This window comes from Streptomyces sp. NPDC097617, from assembly GCF_044761485.1.
In the GTDB taxonomy this organism is placed as follows: Bacteria; Actinomycetota; Actinomycetes; order Streptomycetales; family Streptomycetaceae; genus Streptomyces.
This window is the reverse complement of the sequence record NZ_JBIWCL010000030.1, coordinates 61,800-78,611: the sequence shown is the minus strand read 5'-3', so window position 1 is coordinate 78,611 and position 16,812 is coordinate 61,800. Positions and strand designations below refer to the sequence as shown.

At 74.9% G+C, this 16,812-nt stretch carries 14 protein-coding genes; 13 read left to right on the top strand and 1 reads right to left on the bottom strand.

Annotated features, from left to right (window positions below):
• Positions 1 to 160 precede the first annotated feature (160 nt).
• The 4 genes from ACIQZO_RS34405 (at position 161) to ACIQZO_RS34390 (ending at position 4,902) form a co-directional block, all read left to right on the top strand.
• On the top strand, positions 161 to 799 hold the full coding sequence (locus ACIQZO_RS34405; protein WP_403634096.1) for a fasciclin domain-containing protein: 639 nt from the start codon (positions 161 to 163) through the stop codon (positions 797 to 799).
• Positions 800 to 908: 109 nt separating this feature from the next.
• The gene (locus ACIQZO_RS34400) at positions 909 to 2,465 is read left to right on the top strand and encodes an SDR family oxidoreductase (RefSeq protein WP_403634094.1); all 1,557 of its coding nucleotides are present in this window, start codon (positions 909 to 911) and stop codon (positions 2,463 to 2,465) included.
• A 73-nt stretch (positions 2,466 to 2,538) separates the two neighbouring features.
• Positions 2,539 to 3,918: a cryptochrome/photolyase family protein gene (locus ACIQZO_RS34395; protein ID WP_403634091.1), complete on the top strand. Its 1,380-nt coding sequence runs from the start codon at positions 2,539 to 2,541 to the stop codon at positions 3,916 to 3,918.
• Positions 3,919 to 3,963: 45 nt separating this feature from the next.
• A complete protein-coding gene (locus ACIQZO_RS34390; RefSeq protein ID WP_403634088.1) occupies positions 3,964 to 4,902 on the top strand; it encodes an alpha/beta fold hydrolase in 939 nt (312 codons plus the stop codon).
• 11 nt (positions 4,903 to 4,913) lie between these two features.
• On the opposite strand, the gene ACIQZO_RS34385 is transcribed toward ACIQZO_RS34390, so the two are convergent.
• Entirely contained in the window at positions 4,914 to 5,969 is a 1,056-nt protein-coding gene (locus ACIQZO_RS34385) for a MerR family transcriptional regulator (RefSeq protein WP_403634085.1), read from the bottom strand.
• 98 nt (positions 5,970 to 6,067) lie between these two features.
• On the opposite strand from ACIQZO_RS34385, the gene ACIQZO_RS34380 reads away from it, so the two are divergent.
• The 9 genes from ACIQZO_RS34380 (at position 6,068) to ACIQZO_RS34340 (ending at position 16,731) form a co-directional block, all read left to right on the top strand.
• A complete protein-coding gene (locus ACIQZO_RS34380; RefSeq protein WP_403634082.1) occupies positions 6,068 to 6,817 on the top strand; it encodes a sigma-70 family RNA polymerase sigma factor in 750 nt (249 codons plus the stop codon).
• 5 nt (positions 6,818 to 6,822) lie between these two features.
• Entirely contained in the window at positions 6,823 to 8,082 is a 1,260-nt protein-coding gene (locus tag ACIQZO_RS34375; protein WP_403634080.1) for an NAD(P)/FAD-dependent oxidoreductase, read from the top strand.
• Positions 8,079 to 8,840 (top strand): DUF1365 domain-containing protein, encoded by a 762-nt coding sequence (locus ACIQZO_RS34370; protein WP_403634078.1) that lies wholly within the window; start codon positions 8,079 to 8,081, stop codon positions 8,838 to 8,840. The genes ACIQZO_RS34375 and ACIQZO_RS34370 overlap by 4 nt, the downstream gene beginning before the upstream one ends.
• A complete protein-coding gene (locus ACIQZO_RS34365; RefSeq protein WP_403634075.1) occupies positions 8,837 to 10,138 on the top strand; it encodes a class I SAM-dependent methyltransferase in 1,302 nt (433 codons plus the stop codon). The genes ACIQZO_RS34370 and ACIQZO_RS34365 overlap by 4 nt, the downstream gene beginning before the upstream one ends.
• Entirely contained in the window at positions 10,135 to 10,950 is an 816-nt protein-coding gene (locus ACIQZO_RS34360) for a DUF1295 domain-containing protein (protein WP_403634073.1), read from the top strand. The genes ACIQZO_RS34365 and ACIQZO_RS34360 overlap by 4 nt, the downstream gene beginning before the upstream one ends.
• Positions 10,947 to 11,606: an alpha/beta fold hydrolase gene (locus tag ACIQZO_RS34355; RefSeq protein WP_403634071.1), complete on the top strand. Its 660-nt coding sequence runs from the start codon at positions 10,947 to 10,949 to the stop codon at positions 11,604 to 11,606. Before ACIQZO_RS34360 ends, ACIQZO_RS34355 begins: the two co-directional genes overlap by 4 nt.
• Positions 11,607 to 11,852: 246 nt before the next feature.
• Entirely contained in the window at positions 11,853 to 13,007 is a 1,155-nt protein-coding gene (locus tag ACIQZO_RS34350; protein WP_403634069.1) for a sensor histidine kinase, read from the top strand.
• Positions 12,995 to 13,669 (top strand): response regulator, encoded by a 675-nt coding sequence (locus ACIQZO_RS34345; RefSeq protein ID WP_403634066.1) that lies wholly within the window; start codon positions 12,995 to 12,997, stop codon positions 13,667 to 13,669. Before ACIQZO_RS34350 ends, ACIQZO_RS34345 begins: the two co-directional genes overlap by 13 nt.
• Before the next feature lie 107 nt (positions 13,670 to 13,776).
• The gene (locus tag ACIQZO_RS34340; RefSeq protein WP_403634064.1) at positions 13,777 to 16,731 is read left to right on the top strand and encodes an AAA family ATPase; all 2,955 of its coding nucleotides are present in this window, start codon (positions 13,777 to 13,779) and stop codon (positions 16,729 to 16,731) included.
• Positions 16,732 to 16,812 lie beyond the last annotated feature (81 nt).

Sequence of the window (16,812 nt, the reverse complement as noted above, 5' to 3'; positions counted from 1 at the left end):
GGGTCTCGGCGGGCACGGATTTTCGACAGTCGGCGGCAGCGCTTCGGTGGCCTGTTCGAGGCTGCACCCGTTCGGGTGAGCGGGCCATCCGGATGACCGCGGGCGCCGAAGAGACGACGTGCTTCACCGATGGGTGAGCCCCGCAGACTCTGGAGAGATCATGAGCATTCACACCTTTCGTCGCGCCGCCCTCGCCGTGACCGCCGCGGTACTGCTTCCGCTGGCGCTGTCCGCCTGTTCGCAGGAGAGTACGAGCACGGAGGGTGCCGGCGCGCCCGATGCCGTGTCTTCCCCCACGCCGGTCGGCGACACCGGGGCGGCCGCGGGCGACCCGTTCGGCCCGGCGTGCGCCTCGGTCCCGAAGACCGGAGCGGGCTCCTTCACCGGGATGGCGCAGGACCCGGTGGCCACCGCCGCCTCGAACAACCCGGCGCTGTCCACCCTGGTCGCGGCCGTGAAGAAGGCCGGCCTGGTCGACACGCTGAACAACGCCCAGGACATCACGGTGTTCGCGCCGACCAACGACGCGTTCGCGAAGATCCCGAAGGCGGACCTGGACAAGGTCCTGGCCGACAAGGAGACCCTGACCAAGATCCTCACCTACCACGTGGTGGGCGAGCGGCTCACCCCGGAGCAGCTGGGTAGCGGCTCCTTCCAGACCCTCCAGAAGGGCATGGTCACCACCATGGGGTCGGGCGCGAACTATATGGTGAACAACTCCTCCAAGGTCGTCTGCGGCAACGTTCCCACCGCCAACGCCACCGTCTACATCGTCGACACGGTCCTCATGCCGAAGTAGCCGCGGTCCCGCACGATCAGCTGGTGGGCGACGGTCCGTGCATCCGGCCGGACCGCGTCCCCGGAAGAGTTCCGGGGGAACACCCGCGACGGCGGATCGGAGCGACTCGATGACGCAAGCACAAGGACCCTCGGCCCCGGGCATGGCCCCGGGCATGCGCTGCCTGGTCACCGGAGCCACCGGCTACATCGGCGGCCGGCTGGTACCCGAGCTCATCACCGCGGGCCACCGGGTGCGCTGCCTGGCACGCACCCCCGGGAAACTGCGCGACCACCCCTGGGCCGGGCAGGCGGAGATCGTCCGCGGCGATGTCACCGACGCCGAGTCCCTGGCCCCCGCCCTGCACGGCATCGACGTCGCCTACTACCTCGTGCACGCCCTCGGCACCGGTCGCGACTTCGAGCGCACCGACCGGCAGGCCGCGCGGAACTTCGCCGAGCAGGCCCGCGCCGCCGGCGTCCGCCGCATCGTCTACCTGGGCGGACTCACCCCGCGCGAGGTCCCGGAGGAGGACCTCTCGCCCCATCTGCGCTCCCGCGCCGAGGTCGGCCGCATCCTCCTGGACTCCGGAGTCCCCACCACGGTGCTCCGCGCCGCCGTGATCATCGGCTCCGGCTCGGCCTCCTTCGAGATGCTCCGCTACCTCACCGAGCGGCTGCCGGTGATGGTCACCCCCAGCTGGGTGCGCACCCGCATCCAGCCCATCGCCGTCCGCGACGTGCTGCGCTACCTGGTCGGCAGCGCCCGCATGCCCGCCACCGTCAGCCGCGCCTTCGACATCGGCGGCCCGGACGTCCTCACCTACCTCGACATGATGCGCCGCTACGCCCGCGTCGACGGGCTGCCCCAGCGGCTGATCTTCCCCGTGCCGGTCCTCACCCCGAGGCTCTCCAGCCACTGGGTCGGCCTGGTCACCCCGGTGCCCCGCTCCATCGCGCGCCCCCTCGCGGAGTCGCTCAAGTACGAGGTCGTCTGCGACGAGCACGACATCGCCACCTGGGTGCCCGACCCGCCCGGCACCCCCCTCGACTTCGACACGGCCCTCACCTACGCCCTCCAGAAGGTCCGCGACGCCCAGGTCCTCACCCGCTGGTCCTCGGCCTCCCTGCCCGGCGCACCGAGCGACCCCCTGCCCACCGACCCGGGCTGGGCCGGCGGCAGCCTCTACTCCGACGTGCGCGAACGCACCGTCGAGGCATCGCCGCAGGCCCTGTGGCAGGTCGTGGAGGGGATCGGCGGGGAGAACGGCTGGTACTCCTTCCCGCTCGCCTGGGCCGTCCGCGGCTGGCTCGACCGGCTCGTCGGCGGCGTCGGACTGCGCCGGGGCCGCCGGGACGCCGCACACCTGCGCGTCGGGGACTCCCTGGACTTCTGGCGGGTCGAGGAGATCGAACGCGGCCGGCTGCTCAGGCTCCGCGCCGAGATGCGGCTGCCCGGCCTCGCCTGGCTGGAGATGTCCGCCGAGCGGGACGAGAAGGGACGGACCCGTTACCGGCAGCGGGCGCTCTTCCACCCGCGGGGCCTGGCCGGCCACCTCTACTGGTGGAGCGTCTCCCCGTTCCACGCCGCGGTCTTCGGTGGAATGGCCCGCAACATCGCGCGCACGGCGGAGGCCGGCGATGATCGCCTCCCGGCTGCATCCGCCGCGGCCGCACGCGCCGAATGACAGGGCACGGCCAGCCCAGCGACCACCGCGCGGCACGTCGAGAGCCCGGTGGCCCGATGCCAGGAGCAGCACCATGAACGTCTCGGTCGTCCTGTACACCTCGGACCTCCGCGTCCACGACCACCCACCGCTGCGCGCCGCGCTGGGCACGGGCAACGAGACCGTTCCGCTCTTCGTCCGGGATCCCGCGGTGGACCGCGCGGGCTTCGCCGCGCCCAACCGGCTCGCCTTCCTCGCGGACTGCCTGGCCGGTCTCGACTCCGGGCTGCGCGAGCGCGGCGGCCGCCTCGTGGTGCGCTCGGGCGACCCCGTCGCCGAGGTGTGCGCCGTCGTACGGGAGGCCGATGCCGACGAGGTGCACATGGCGGCCGGCTGCAGCGCCTTCGCCCTGCGCCGCGAGCAGCGGCTGCGCAGCGCCCTGGAGGCCGACGGACGGCGCCTGTACGTCCATGACGGCGTCGTGACCGCCCTGCCCGCCGGCGCCGTGACACCGAGCGGATCCGACCACTTCGCCGTCTTCACCCCGTACTTCAGGCGCTGGTCGGGGGAGCGGCTGCGCGAGCCGCTCGCGCCGCCGCGGGAGGTCAGGGTGCCCGGGTCGATCCGCTCCGAGGCCCTGCCCTCCCGGGGAGCCGTGGCGTCGGTCTCCGAGGGCCTGGTCACCGGGGGCGAGCCGGAGGGCCGGCGGCGGCTCGCGAACTGGCTGGAGAAGTCCGCCGACGGCTACGAGGAGGGGCACGACGACCTCCCCGGCGACGCCACCTCACGGCTCTCCCCGTACATCCACTTCGGCGCGGTCTCGGCGGCCGAGGCCGTGCACCGGGCGCGGGCCCGGGGCGGGCCGGGCGCCGAGGCCTTCGTGCGGCAGCTGTGCTGGCGCGATTTCCAGTACCAGCTTCTCGCCGCCCGCCCGGGCGCCGCGGTCGAGGACTACCGGACCCGCTCCGACCGCTGGCGCCGCGGCAAGGCGGCCGACGCCGACCTGCTGGCCTGGAAGGAGGGCCGCACCGGCTATCCCGTCGTGGACGCGGCCATGCGGCAACTCGCCCACGAGGGCTGGATGCCGGGCCGGGGCCGGCTGCTCGTCGCGTCCCTCCTGACCAAGACGCTCTACATCGACTGGCGCGCCGGAGCCCGCCACTTCCTCGACCTGCTGGTCGACGGCGATGTCGCCAACAATCAGCTCAACTGGCAGTGGGTCGCCGGGACCGGTACCGACAGCCGCCCCAACCGGGTGCTCAACCCGGTGATCCAGGGCAAGCGCTACGACCCCGACGGCGCGTACGTGCGGCGCTGGGTGCCCGAACTCGCCGATGTGCAGGGCCCCTCGGTCCACGAGCCGTGGCGGCTGCCCGGTCTGGAACGGGCCCGGTACGACTACCCGGACCCCCTGGTCGGTCTCCCCGAGGGCCTGGCCCGCTTCCGGCAGGCCCGCGGCAAGGACGCCCCGTGACACGACCGGCTGTCGGTGCGTGGCGCCCGGTGCCAGACTGGACGGGTGTTCGCAGGAGGTACGGTCCGGGCCCGTCGTGTGTCCGCCGCCGTCGCCGCCCTCGCCGCGTCGTGCGCGCTGCTCGCCGGGGCGGGACCCGTGGCGGCCTCGGACGACGGGACGGACTCCCCGCGCCTGGTGGACGTCGGCGACGGTCGCCGCGTGCTGCTGGACTGCCGTGGATCCGGGTCCCCCACGGTCGTGCTCGTGTCCGGTACCGGGGGCGCGTCGGACGAGTGGACGCATGTCGCGGACTCCGCACGTCCGGCGGCCGACCTGAGGCCCGACCCGTCGGCGGTGCTCCCGACGCTCGCCCGGTCCACCCGGGTGTGCGCCTACGACCGCCCCGGCACGACCCGCCTCGACGGCACCCCGAACCGCTCGACGCCGGTCGATGGGCCCACCTCGGCGGCCGCGGGCGTACGGGACCTGCGGGCGGCGCTCGCCGCGGCCGGTGAGCGGCCGCCGTACGTGCTGGTCGGCGCCTCCTGGGGGGCGATGATCGCCTCGCTGTTCGCCCGGACCGAACCGGCGCGGACGGCCGGGATCGTGACCGTGGACGGCGCCTCCCCGTTCCTGAAGGACACCCTGACACCGGCCCAGTGGTCGGCGTGGATGGACAAGATCCGGGCCACGGACCCCCGCACGGGCCTCGAAGTACCCGACTACCCCGCCGCCGTACGGGAGATCCGCGCCGCCCCGGCCCCACCGGACGGCCTGCCCGCCGCCGTGCTCACCTCCGACCACCCGTGGGACCTCGCGGTCGGCGGCGGATCGACCTGGCCCGCCTGGCTGGCCGCCCAGCGGCGCCTGGCCGGGGACCTGCACGCCCGGCACATCACCGACACCGACAGCGGCCACGGCATCGCCGTCGAACAGCCGCAGCGCGTCGCCCGGGCGATACGCGACGTGGTCGAGCGGGCCCGCGCCGGTCAGCAGGGCTGAGGGGCCTCGGGTCAGGAGGGCTGAGGGGCCTCGGCCGCCGCCGCTCCCGCTCCTGCCGCCGCTCCCGCCCCCGCCGTCGTCGCGGTCTCGGACAGTCCGCGTAGCAGGGCCAGGGCCTCCCGGAGGCCGCCGGGACGCAGCATGCCCGGGGCCGGCGCGGGGCCCGCCCAGCCGGGGCCCGCCAGGAGGACCGTGGTCCGGGCCCGGGCCCCCTTGACCCCCCACGCGGTGTCCCCGATGTGCCGGGCCAGGGCGTGGTGCGCGGTGGAGCGGGCCTGGGCCCACAGCACGACCGCCGACGGGCCGATCCGGCGGACGGCCTGGACGAGCGCCTCGGGCGGCACGGCCGCCCCGAACATCCGGGCAGGCAGGCCCAGTTCGGCCAGACCTGCGGCCAGTGCCTCCAGCGGGAGCGTGTGCTGCTCGCCCGGAACGCACGCCAGCAGGACCGGGGGAGCGGCCGCCCGGGACCCGGACAGCGCGCCGATGCTCACGCGGCGCAGCGCCGTCGAGACGTGCCAGGACAGCAGGTGCTCGACCTCCACGTACTGGTCGCCGGAGGTCTCCCACTTGCGCCCCACGGCGTGCAGGGTCGGCACCATCACCTCCTCCCAGGTGGTGACCAGGCCGTACTCGCTGATCAGGGAGCCCAGTATCTCGTCCATGGTCGGTGAATCGAGGCGCACGGCCGCCCGGCCCAGCCCCCGGCACTCCTGGCGCACGTCCCCGAGCGGCAGGCCGTTCCCCGACCCCGGCTGACGGGCCGGCGCCGCGGGCAGGTCCGATGCGGGCACGGCCGACGCGGTGGCTCCCGACCCGGTCCGGGCGGCGCGCGCCGCCTCGGCTGGGGGCACCCCCGACGCGGTCAGCCGGCACATCTCCTGCAGCACGGCGATGTCCCCGGGGGTCCACCGCCGGTGCCTGCCGTCCTCGCGGGCGGCGGGCCCGATCCCGTACCGCCGGTCCCAGGAACGCAGTGTCGTGGGGGCGACCCCCAGCCTGCGTGCCACGGCCCCGGTGGTGACACCGTGCACGGCCTCGGCGGGCCGCTCTGCGGACTCGTTCATGCATCCATCATGCGACGCACAACCGATGCGAGTGGAATCGATGCACCTGCGGGTCGGAATCTGGACGGGCACCGGTCCCCGCCCGAGGAGCAGCCGCCATGACCGCACAGAGCGTCACCGTCCGGCCGTCGCCCGCAGCCGCGGAGCAGCTGCCGGACCGCGAGGTCGCCGAGGGTTTCGTACGCGGCGACGAGCGGTGCCTGAGCGCCGCGTACCGCCGCTGGGGCCGGCTCGTCCACACCCTGGCGGCCCGCACTCTCGGCGACTCCAGGGAGGCGGAGGACATCAGCCAGCAGGTCTTCCTGGCCGCCTGGCAGGGCCGTGCCGGGTACCGGCCGGAGCGCGGACCGTTCCCCGGCTGGCTGGTCGGGATCACCCGGCGGAAGATCGCCGACGCGCTCACGGCCCGTACCCGGCGCCACGACCTGGTCGCCGCGGCCGGCGCCGCCCTGCCTCCCGCGGGCGAGCCGGTGCCCGGCCCCGAAACCGCCCTGGACCGGCTGCTCATCACCGGCGAGCTGGCGAAACTGCCTCCTGCACAGCGGGAGGTGCTGGCCATGGCCTTCTACGCGGACCTGACCCAGACCCAGATCGCCGAGCGCACCGGACTGCCGCTCGGCACCGTCAAGAGCCACGCCCGCCGGGGGCTGCACCGGATGCGCCACTGTCTCGGCGGCGAGGCACCCGGCGGCGGCGGATCCGGCGGAGCGGGCGATGTCGCGGTGGCGGAAGCGACCGGCACCGCGAGGCCGCCGGAACAAGATTCCCATCCGCGGGCCGTCCGGCACCGAAGTACCCGTGAAACGCCCGGCACCGGCCGTGCGGAGCAGGCGAGCGCGAGGGGTTGAGTGACGTGGACCGGCGGAGAATCGCTGTGGTGGGTGGGGGCGTGGCGGGCTTGACGGCCGCCCATGTGCTGCAACGCGCGTACGACGTGGTGCTGTACGAGGCGGACGACCGCCTGGGCGGCCATGCCCACACCCATGAACTACCCACCCGGGACGCCGGCACCGTCCACGTGGACAGCGGATTCATCGTGCACAACGAGCACACCTACCCGCATCTGCTGCGGCTCTTCGGCGAACTGGGCGTCACCACCCAGGAATCCGAGATGAGCATGTCCGTACGCTGCGACGGCTGCGGACTGGAGTACGCGGGCGCCCGGGGCGCGGCCGGCCTGCTCGGCGGCGGCAACCTGCTGCGCGGCCGCCACCTGCGGATGCTCGCCGACGTGCCGCGCTTCCACCGCGCCGCCCGGCGGCTGCTCGACTCGCAGGAGGACAGCGGGCAGACCCTGGGGGAGTTCCTGGACCTGCACCGCTTCTCCCCGTACTTCATCGGCCACTTCGCCATCCCGCTCGTCGCGGCCGTCTGGTCGTGCGCCCCGGACACGGCTCTCGAGTACCCCGCCCGCTACCTCTTCCGCTTCCTGGCCCACCACGGACTGCTGTCCGTCAAGGGATCCCCGAAGTGGCGTACCGTCACCGGCGGTTCGGCGAGCTACGTGGCCAGGGCGGCCAAGAACCTCACCGCCGTCCGCACCTCGACCCCGGTCCGGGCCGTCGTGCGCGCCGCCGACCACGCCCGCGTGCTCACCCCCGACGGCGACTCGACCCCGTACGCGGCGGTGGTCATCGCCGTCCACCCCGACCAGGCGCTGCGCCTGCTCGCCGACCCGACCGAGGACGAGGTCCGGATCCTCGGGGCGTTCACCTACTCCCGCAACCCCACCGTGCTGCACCGTGACACCTCACTGCTGCCCCGCTCCCCGCACGCGCGCGCCTCGTGGAACTACTGGCTCCCGTCCTGCACCGCCCGGCCCGAGAGCGTCCAGGTCAGCTACGACATGAACCGGCTCCAGCAGCTGCCGACCGCCGACCCGCACATCGTCACCCTCAACCCCCGCGGCCGGGTCGACCCCTTCGACGTGATCGCCCGCATGGTCTACGAACACCCCGTCTACACACCGCAGTCCGTCGCCGCACAGCAGGAACTGCCCCGGCTGAACACCTCCGTGACCGCCTACGCCGGCGCCTACCACGGCTGGGGCTTCCACGAGGACGGCTGCCGCTCCGGCGTCGCCGCGGCCGAGGCCCTGGGGGTGACGTGGTGAACGGCACCTCGGTGCGGCAGCCGCCGCCCCGCGTACCGGCCCTCTACGAGTGCACGGTGTCCCACGCCCGCACCACCCCGGTCCGCCACGCCTTCCGCCGGAGCACCTACCTGTGGCTCATCGACATCGACGACCCGCCCCGCATACCCCGGGTGCTGCGCCCGCTGGCCCGCTTCGACGCCCGCGACCACTTCGGCGGCCGGGCCCCCACACTGCGCGCCGGCCTGCAGGCCCAGCTGTCCGCGCACGGGGTGGAGAACGCGGACGGGCGCGTCCTGATGCTCGCCCACGCCCGGGTCCTCGGCCATGTCTTCAACCCGCTCACCCTCTACTGGTGCCACGACCGCGCCGGGACCCCGGTCTGCGTCGTCGCCGAGGTCCACAACACCTACGGCGAGCGCCACTGCTACCTGCTGCGCCCCGGCTCCGACGGACTGGCCGAGGTCCCCAAGGACTTCTACGTCTCGCCGTTCTTCGCGGTCGAGGGCTTCTACCGGATGCGGCTGCCCGTCCCCGGCGACCGCCTCGACCTGACCGTGCAACTGCGCCACGAGGACGGGACCTGCCCCTTCACCGCGACCGTACGGGGCCGCCACCGCCCGGCCGGCGCGCGCGCCCTGCTGGGCGCGGCCCTGCGCCATCCGTGGTCCACGGCCCGGGTATCCGCCGGCATCCGGTTCCACGGCATCCTCCTCTTCCTCCGCGGACTCCCGGTCCGCCCCCGTCCCGTTCACCCCCCGCAGGAAGGCACCCTGTGACCGTCTCGTTCTCCCCGGCCCCCACGGACGCGCTCGCACCCGTCGACCCGGCCCGCTGGCCCGACGTGGCCCGGCTGCCGCGCGCCTCGGCCCTGCGTACCGCGGTCGCCGAGCGGATCATCGGCCGCGCCCTCGCCCGGCTCCCGATCCGGGTGCGGCGCGGGGACGGGGACGGGGAGCGGCCCGTGCCCAGGGTTCCCCGGCAGGCCGAAGCGCTGCCCACCCTCGTCCTCCACGACCCCGAGGCCTTCTACCGCCGCATCGGCGCGGACGGCCTGATCGGCTTCGGCGAGTCGTACATGGCCGGGGAATGGGACAGCGACGACCTGGTCGGCGCCCTGACCGTACTCGCCGTCCACGTGGACGACCTGGTGCCGGCGCCGCTGCGCGCGCTGCGCGAGGCATGGGTGCGCAGGCGACCCGAGCAGCAGCGCAACACCCCCGAGGGCGCGCGGGAGAACATCCACCGCCACTACGACCTGTCCAACGAGCTGTTCGCGCTGTTCCTGGACCGGAGCATGAGCTACTCCGCGGCGGTCTTCGCCGCCTTTCCCGCCTCGCCCGCGACCTTCCCCGCCGCCCAGCACCGCAAGATCGACCGGCTCCTCGACCTCGCGGACGTCGGACCGGGCACCCGGGTGCTGGAGATCGGCACAGGCTGGGGCGAGCTGGCGATCCGGGCCGCCTCCCGGGGCGCCCAGGTGCTGACCGTGACGCTGTCCGCCGAGCAGCGAGACCTGGCCCGGGAGCGCATCGCCGAGGCCGGCCTCGGCGACCGGGTCACCGTCGAACTGCGCGACTACCGGCAGGTCGAGGGCTCCTTCGACGCCGTCGTCAGCGTGGAGATGGTCGAAGCGGTCGGCGCCGAGTACTGGCCCGCCTACTTCGCCGCCCTGCGCCGGCTGCTCGCCCCCGGCGGCCGCGTCGCCCTCCAGGCCATCACGATGCCGCACGAGCGGATGCTCCGTACCGCCCGCACACACACCTGGATCAGCAAGTACGTCTTTCCCGGCGGGCTCATCCCCTCCCGCGAGGCGATCGCCCGCGAGAGCGCCGCGGCAGGGCTGAGCACCGTGTCGGACACCGGCTTCGGCGATCACTACGCGGAGACGCTGAGGCTGTGGCGCGAGGAGTTCGAGCGCCGGGCCGAGGCCGTCGAGGGCCTCGGCTTCGACCGCACCTTCCGCCGCATGTGGGAGCTCTACCTCGGCTACTCCGAGGCCGGATTCCGCTCGCGCTACCTGGACGTGCGCCAACTGCTGCTCACCGCGGACCCCGGGCCGCGGGAGCCCCGATGACCCTCGACTGGGGCGCGCTGTCCCTCAACCTGGCCGTCGCCGCCGGCGCCGCGCTCACCGTCATGCTGGTGACCTTCGCCGTCGCCGCCGTCCGGGGCCTGCACCGGATCGTCGACATCGCCTGGGGAGTCGCCTTCGCGGCGGTGGCGCTCACGAGCTGGCTGCTGTCGGCGGGGTACGGCGACGACGGCCGACGGCTCGCGGTCGCCGCCGCGACCGCCGTGTGGGGGCTGCGCCTCGCCCTCCACATCGCCGCCCGCGGCCGGGGCCACGGCGAGGACCCGCGCTACGCCCGGATGCTCGCCCGGGCGCCCGGCAGCCCCCGCCTCTACGCCCTGCGCAAGGTCTACCTCCTCCAGGGCGCGCTGGTCTGGCTCGTCTCGCTGCCCGTGCAGGCGGCCTCGTACGTGCCCGTGCCCCTCGGGCCGCTCGCCGCCGCGGGCCTGCTGCTGTGGGCCGCCGGACTGCTCTTCGAAGCGGTCGGCGACTTCCAGCTCGCCCGCTTCAAGGAACGCCCCGGGCACCGCGGGACGATCATGGACCGCGGTCTGTGGAGCTGGACGCGCCACCCCAACTACTTCGGCGACTTCCTCGTCTGGTGGGGTCTGTACCTGCTGGCCTGCGCCACCTGGCAGACTGCGGCACTCACGCTGGTCTCACCGCTGGTGATGAGCGCGCTGCTGATCTGGGGCAGCGGCAAGAGACTGCTGGAGGCGCACATGGCGGACCGGCCCGGGTACGCCGCCTACGCGGCCCGCACCAGCGGGTTCTTCCCGCGCCCGCCGCGCCGCACGCCCAGGGAGGCCCGGTGACGGCCGAAACGGAGCGCGGCGCGGCGAGAGCGGGCGAGGGTCCGGCGCTCGTGGTCCGCACGGCCCCCGGGACACCCACCGCCGCGGTCCTGCTCCTGCACGGTGGGCGCGAGGACGGTCCGGAGCCCCCGCCCCGGCTGAACCTGCCCGCGCTGCGGATGCGCCCCTTCGCCGCCGCCGTCGTCCGAGCCACCCGAGGACGCGGCGTCCTGGTGGCGGAGGTGCGCTACCGCCACCGCGGCTGGAACGGGCCCCGCTGCGACGCCGCGCGGGACGCCGAGACGGCGCTCGACCGGCTGCGCGGGATCGCCGGGGACGTGCCGGTGGTCCTCGTCGGCCATTCGATGGGCGGCCGGGCGGCGCTGCGGGCGGCCGGCGCACCCCTGGTCCACGGCGTGGTGGCCCTGGCCCCCTGGTGCCCGCCGGACGAGCCGGTGGACCACCTCGCGGGCCGCAGGCTCTACCTGCTGCACGACGAGGCGGACCGGGTCACCTCGGCCGCCGGCTCCTGGGAGTTCGTCCGCCGCTCCCGGCTCGCGGGCGCCGACGCCACCGGCATCCCGATGCCCACGGGCGGCCACGCGATGCTCCGCGGCGCGAGCGCCTGGCACCGGCGTACCGCGGCGATCGTCACCGGCCTGGTCACGCGGGACTGACCCCCCGACCGACCGCCCCCCGACCGACCGACCGCCCCCCCCGACCGACCGACCGGCCGGCCGGCCGCCGTGCCGTCGCCGGGAGCACCTTTCAAGCCGACCTGTGGTGCTACGTCGGCCAAGCCCGTGAGCAGGCCGGTACGCGCCTATTTGACGTGCACCTGCTAGGGCAAAATGGCGGATGTCACGGGCGAAGCGGTACGGGAAGGTGTGGTCTTGGCGTTGCTGTCCTTACCAGTACGGCGCATGCGGGCACTACGGGGGACGAACGGGGTCGGATCGGGCCTGCAACGGGCCCAGTCCTTCATGATCGTGGCCACCCTGCTCTACCGGGCGAGCCACCTGACGGTCGGCGCCCTCGCCGTCGCCCGACGCGGCTCGGAACTGCCCCTGCAGTACGCGGGATTCGCCGCGGCCCTCGCGCTGAGCGCACTCACCTACGGGGCCGCCCTGCGGCGCGGCTGGTTCGACCCGCGGCACATCTGGGCGGACGTCCTGGTCACCGGCTGCGTACTGCCCCTGGCCCTCTGCGCCTGGGGCGGCCTGCGCGAGCCGCCCGCGATCGCCTGGGCCATGCTGCTCGGCGGGTCGGCGAGCGCCGTCGCCGCCATCTCCCTCGAACGGCTGCACGCCCTCACCGTGATCGCCCTCCTCGTGGTCACCCACTTCATCGGCTACCAGGCGGTCGGCGCGAGCCCCGCCGTGATTCTCGGCCATCTCAACTCGATCGTCTCCTCCGCCGTGATGACCTGGCTCTTCCGCTGGTACCTGCTCCGCCAGGGGCGCCTCCTCGACGAGGCCACCTCCCGCGCCGTGACCGCGGAGGCCCACAAGGCGCGCTACGCCGAGCGCCTGGAACACCACCGGGCCCTGCACGACACCGTCCTCGCCACCCTGACCACCCTGGCGTCCGGCTCCGTCGACGCCAACGCCCCCGAGGTGCGCCGGCGCTGCGCGCGCGAGGCCGCGTACCTGCGCAGGCTGATCCAGCAGACCGCCGAAGAGGTCCACCACCGGGAGATCGGCGCGGCCCTGGAGGAGGCGGTCTGCTCCGTCGAGAGCCTCCAGCTGCGGGTCACCGCCCAGTACCACGACCTGCCGAAGGTGCCGCCCGCGGTCGCCGCCGCCCTGGGCGACGCCGTGCGCGAGGCCCTGAACAACGTACGGCGCCACGCGGGCACCGGACACGCCTACCTCACCGCCACCAGGGACCCGGACGCCGGCGGCGGAGCCCTCGTCACCGTGGTCGACCGGGGTCCCGGATTCGACCCCGAGCGGTGCGAGCCCGGCCTCGGCCTGCGCGGCTCGGTCCACGGCCGGATGGCGGAGGTCGGGGGCCGGGCGACCGTGGACACCGCCCCCGGCGAGGGCGTACGGGTGGAGCTGAGATGGCCCGGGTGATCACCGTCTCGGTGGTCGACGACGACCGCATGCTCCTCGACGGACTGCGCGCCTGGCTGGCCGGCGTACCGGAGCTGCGGCTCGTGGCGACCGCCGCCACGGTCGGGGAGCTCCTCGGCGCGCCCGACGCCCAACTCCCGTACGGATTCGGCCGGTCCGGCTACGCCCCGCCCGACATCGTCCTCCTCGACCTCCTCCTGCGCGACGGCTCCGCCCCCACGGACAACATCCGCCGGCTGCTGCGCACCGGGAGCCGCGTCCTGATGATCAGCACGGTCCCGGACCGCAGCCGGATCCTCGAGGCCATCCGGGCGGGCGCCGACGGCTACCTGACCAAGGACCACGACCTGCCGACCCTGGTCGCCGCCATCAAGGACCTGGCATCGGGCCAGGGAGCCCTCTCCGCGGAGCTCGCCTTCGCCTGCGCCTACGACGACAGCCCCGCACGCCCCCGCCTCTCGCCCCGGGAACGCCAGATCCTGCTCGACTACGCCTCCGGGCTCACCCTGAAGTCCGCCGCCCGGCGCGCCGGCATCACGGTGCACACCGCCAAGGACTACCTGGACCGGGTCAAGGCCAAGTACCAGCAGGCGGGCCGCCCCACCTACACCAAGCTCGACCTGGCCAGGCGGGTACGGGAGGACAGTCTCGACGCGGGCTGACCCCCCGCACAAGCCCCCCAAACGGACGGCTACAGGGGGCAGGGGCAGTCTCCCTATCGTCATCCCCGGCGGCGCCTCGGAGGGCCCGCCGGAAAGGGGACGAGCCGGTGTCCATTTTCTGGCCGGCACTGCCGGAGGACTGTACCGTCGCGGGCCCGAACGGCAGCCGGCACCCGAAACGGGGCGAACTCATCGGCCGCGGCACCGAGATGGGGCAGATCATGCTCGCCCTGGCAGCCGCCCGGTCCGGGAACGGCGCGGCCCTCTTCGTCACCGGCGAGCCCGGAGTCGGCAAGAGCCGGCTCGCCACCGAGGCCCTCACCATGGCCGCCGAAACGAACATGGTCACCGTACGGGGCCGGGCCAGCGCGGTCGGCCCGCCCGTCCCCTACCGCCCACTGGTCGAGGCGCTGCTCCTGCTGGCCCGCGCCGGCCTGCTGCCCGAGCCGGACGAACTCGGCCGCTACGGACCGGTCCTGGCCCGACTGCTCGGCGGCGCCCGGGACGCCGACGCCGACGCGGCCTCGCACCTCGTGGTCGCCGAAACCATGCTGCGCCTGCTCGACATCGTCGGAGAGCGCCGCGGCTGCCTGCTCGTCCTCGACGACCTGCACGACGCCGACCCCGGCACCCTGGCGGTCGTCGAGTACCTCCTCGACAACATCGGGCAGCAGCCGGCCGTCCTGCTCCTCGTCACCGGGTGCGCCCCCTGCGAGGCGGCCGAGCTGACCACCCGGGCCCGCCGCCGGGGCGCCGCCGCCGTGCTCGAACTCGGCCCCCTCAGCCGCCCCGACGTCCACCTGCTCATCGCGGCCGAGCTGCGCATCCCCCCGGCCGAGGTCTGCCCCGACCTCCTCCACCGCGCGCTGGACGGCAGCGCCGGAATCCCCTTCGTCGTCAAGGAACTCGTCCACGACCTCGGCGGCCGCCCCGCCCCCCACGGCCCGCGGACCCCCTCCGTACCGCCCACCGTCGCGGACACAGTCCGACGCCAGGCCGAGCGGCTCGGCCCGCTCGGCGCGGAACTCCTCGGGACGGCCGCCCTGTTCGGCCGCCGCTTCGCACTGCCCGTGCTGGAGCGCGCGATCGGCCGCGACCACGCCGAGCTGTCCGCGGTGCTGCGGGCCGCGGTCGCCTCGTACCTGATCACCCCGGAGGGGCCGGGCACGCAGTGGTACACCTTCCGCTACCGGCTGGCGGCCGAAGCCCTGCTGGACGACCTCGGCCCGGGGGAGCGGGCCGCCCACCTGCGGCGTGCGGCGCGCGCGCTCGCCGACCTCCACCCCGGACTGCCCGGAGCCTGGTGCGAGCACGCCGCCCAGCTGCACGAGCGCGCCGGCGACTCCCCGGAGGCCATCCGCCTGTACTGCGAGGCGGCCGGCCGGGCGACGGGCGAGGGCACCGCGGACCGGGCGGTGGAGCTGCTCACCCGGGCCCACCGGCTCGTCGAGCCCGGCATCGCACCCGAACTGCACGCCACGGTGCTGGAGCGGCTGCTCGACGCCGTCGCCTGCTCGGCGCGCTTCGACCGGCTGCCCGTGCCCGCCGCCCTCCTGGACACGCTCGGCGGCGACGGCGGCGAGCACGACATACCCGCCCAGCGGCGGGCCGGGCTGCACGCCCGGCTGAGCGACCTCGCCACCCTGACGGGCCGCCCCGCGGAGGCCCTGTGGCACCTCGACATCGCCCGCGCACTGCTCGGCAGCCACCCCGCCGACCAGTACGCCGCCCTCGTGGACCTCTGCGCCGTGCACGTGGAACTGAGCCGGCTCGCCCCCGACCGGCTGCGCACCGCCACCCGCTACGCCCACCGCGCCCTGGAGGCCGCCCAGCGCGCCGACCTGCCGGACGTGGCGTGCCGGGCCCTGCTGCTGCTCGGCCAACTGGCCCGGGAACAGGACGAGCCGACGGCCGCGGCCCAGTTCCGGCGCGCCCGCGCCATCGCCCTCGCACGCGGGTTACCCGTCCCGCGCATGGCCGCCGACGTCCACCTGGCCACCGTCGCCGCGAGCCATGACGGCCGGCCCACCCGGATCGAGGAGGCCCGGCAGGAGGCCCTGCGCATGGGACTGCTGCCACTGGCCCACGAAACCGGCTTCGCCCTCGCGATGGACCGCATCCGGCGCGGCCGCTTCGACGAGGCCCGCGACCGGATCCGCGTGGCCGCGGCCGACGCCTCACGGCTGGGACTGGGCCGCCCGCTGGCCATGCTGCGGCTCGCCGAGGCCGTACGGTACGCGCACCAGGGCCGCCGCGCCGAGATGCGCGGGGCGCTGGAGCGGCTGGCCCCGCTGCTGGACGCGGCGCCCGGCGTGCGCGCGATGTCGTACGGGCTGGCTCGGGCGTTCTGCTCGCTGCTGGAGGAGCGGCCCGAGGCGGCCGGGCAGGAGTTCGCGCAGGCCCTCGCCTACGACGCCGAGAACCCCGCGATCGGCGGGTTCGGCAAGCACGGCATCGTCCTGCTGCTCGGCGTGCTCGACCGACGCATGGGCCGGCGCCACCACACCGAGGTCACGCGGGCGAGCGTCAGCGGCACCCGCTGGAACCACCAGTTCGCGGGCCTGGCGCACGCGGTGCTGCTCGGACGCGAGGGCCGCCCCGACGAGGCGACGGCCACGGCGGGCAAGGCACTGGAGGCGGCCGAACTCTTCCCCATGGCCCGCCGGCTGTCCCTGCGCCTGGTGGCGCAGTCGGCGTACGAAGACGGCTGGGGCACGCCCGTCGAGTGGCTGCGCGAGTCGGAGGAGTACTTCCACGACGCCGGCCTCCAGGCGGTCGCCGGAGCCTCCCGGGCCCTGCTGCGCGGGATGGGCGCGTCCGTCCGGCAGCGGCGCACGGGCACCGAGCTGGTCCCGCCGGACCTGCGCCGGTGCGGGATCACCGTCCGCGAGTTCGAGGTGGCCCGGCTGGTCGCCGAACGGATCAGCAACAAGGACATCGCCGGCCGGCTGCACATCTCGCTGCGCACCGTCGAGAAGCATGTGGCGAGCCTCCTGCAGAAGACCGGCCACCCGAACCGGACAGCCTTCGCCACCGCCGCCCGCGACCTGGTCCGCCCATAGGCATGCGCCTGGGAGAGGCGGGCCGACGGGTGTCGGGCCGCCCGGGTCACCCCCCGGTGGACGGCGCCGAGGACCGCCGAG

Coding starts and splice junctions, on each gene's coding strand:
- ACIQZO_RS34405 (WP_403634096.1), top strand. CDS start 161: ATGAGCATTCACACCTTTCGTCGCGCCGCCCTCGCCGTGACCGCCGCG.
- ACIQZO_RS34360 (WP_403634073.1), top strand. CDS start 10,135: ATGACCCTCGACTGGGGCGCGCTGTCCCTCAACCTGGCCGTCGCCGCC.
- ACIQZO_RS34395 (WP_403634091.1), top strand. CDS start 2,539: ATGAACGTCTCGGTCGTCCTGTACACCTCGGACCTCCGCGTCCACGAC.
- ACIQZO_RS34400 (WP_403634094.1), top strand. CDS start 909: ATGACGCAAGCACAAGGACCCTCGGCCCCGGGCATGGCCCCGGGCATG.
- ACIQZO_RS34350 (WP_403634069.1), top strand. CDS start 11,853: ATGCGGGCACTACGGGGGACGAACGGGGTCGGATCGGGCCTGCAACGG.
- ACIQZO_RS34345 (WP_403634066.1), top strand. CDS start 12,995: ATGGCCCGGGTGATCACCGTCTCGGTGGTCGACGACGACCGCATGCTC.
- ACIQZO_RS34380 (WP_403634082.1), top strand. CDS start 6,068: ATGACCGCACAGAGCGTCACCGTCCGGCCGTCGCCCGCAGCCGCGGAG.
- ACIQZO_RS34385 (WP_403634085.1), bottom strand. CDS start 5,969: ATGAACGAGTCCGCAGAGCGGCCCGCCGAGGCCGTGCACGGTGTCACC.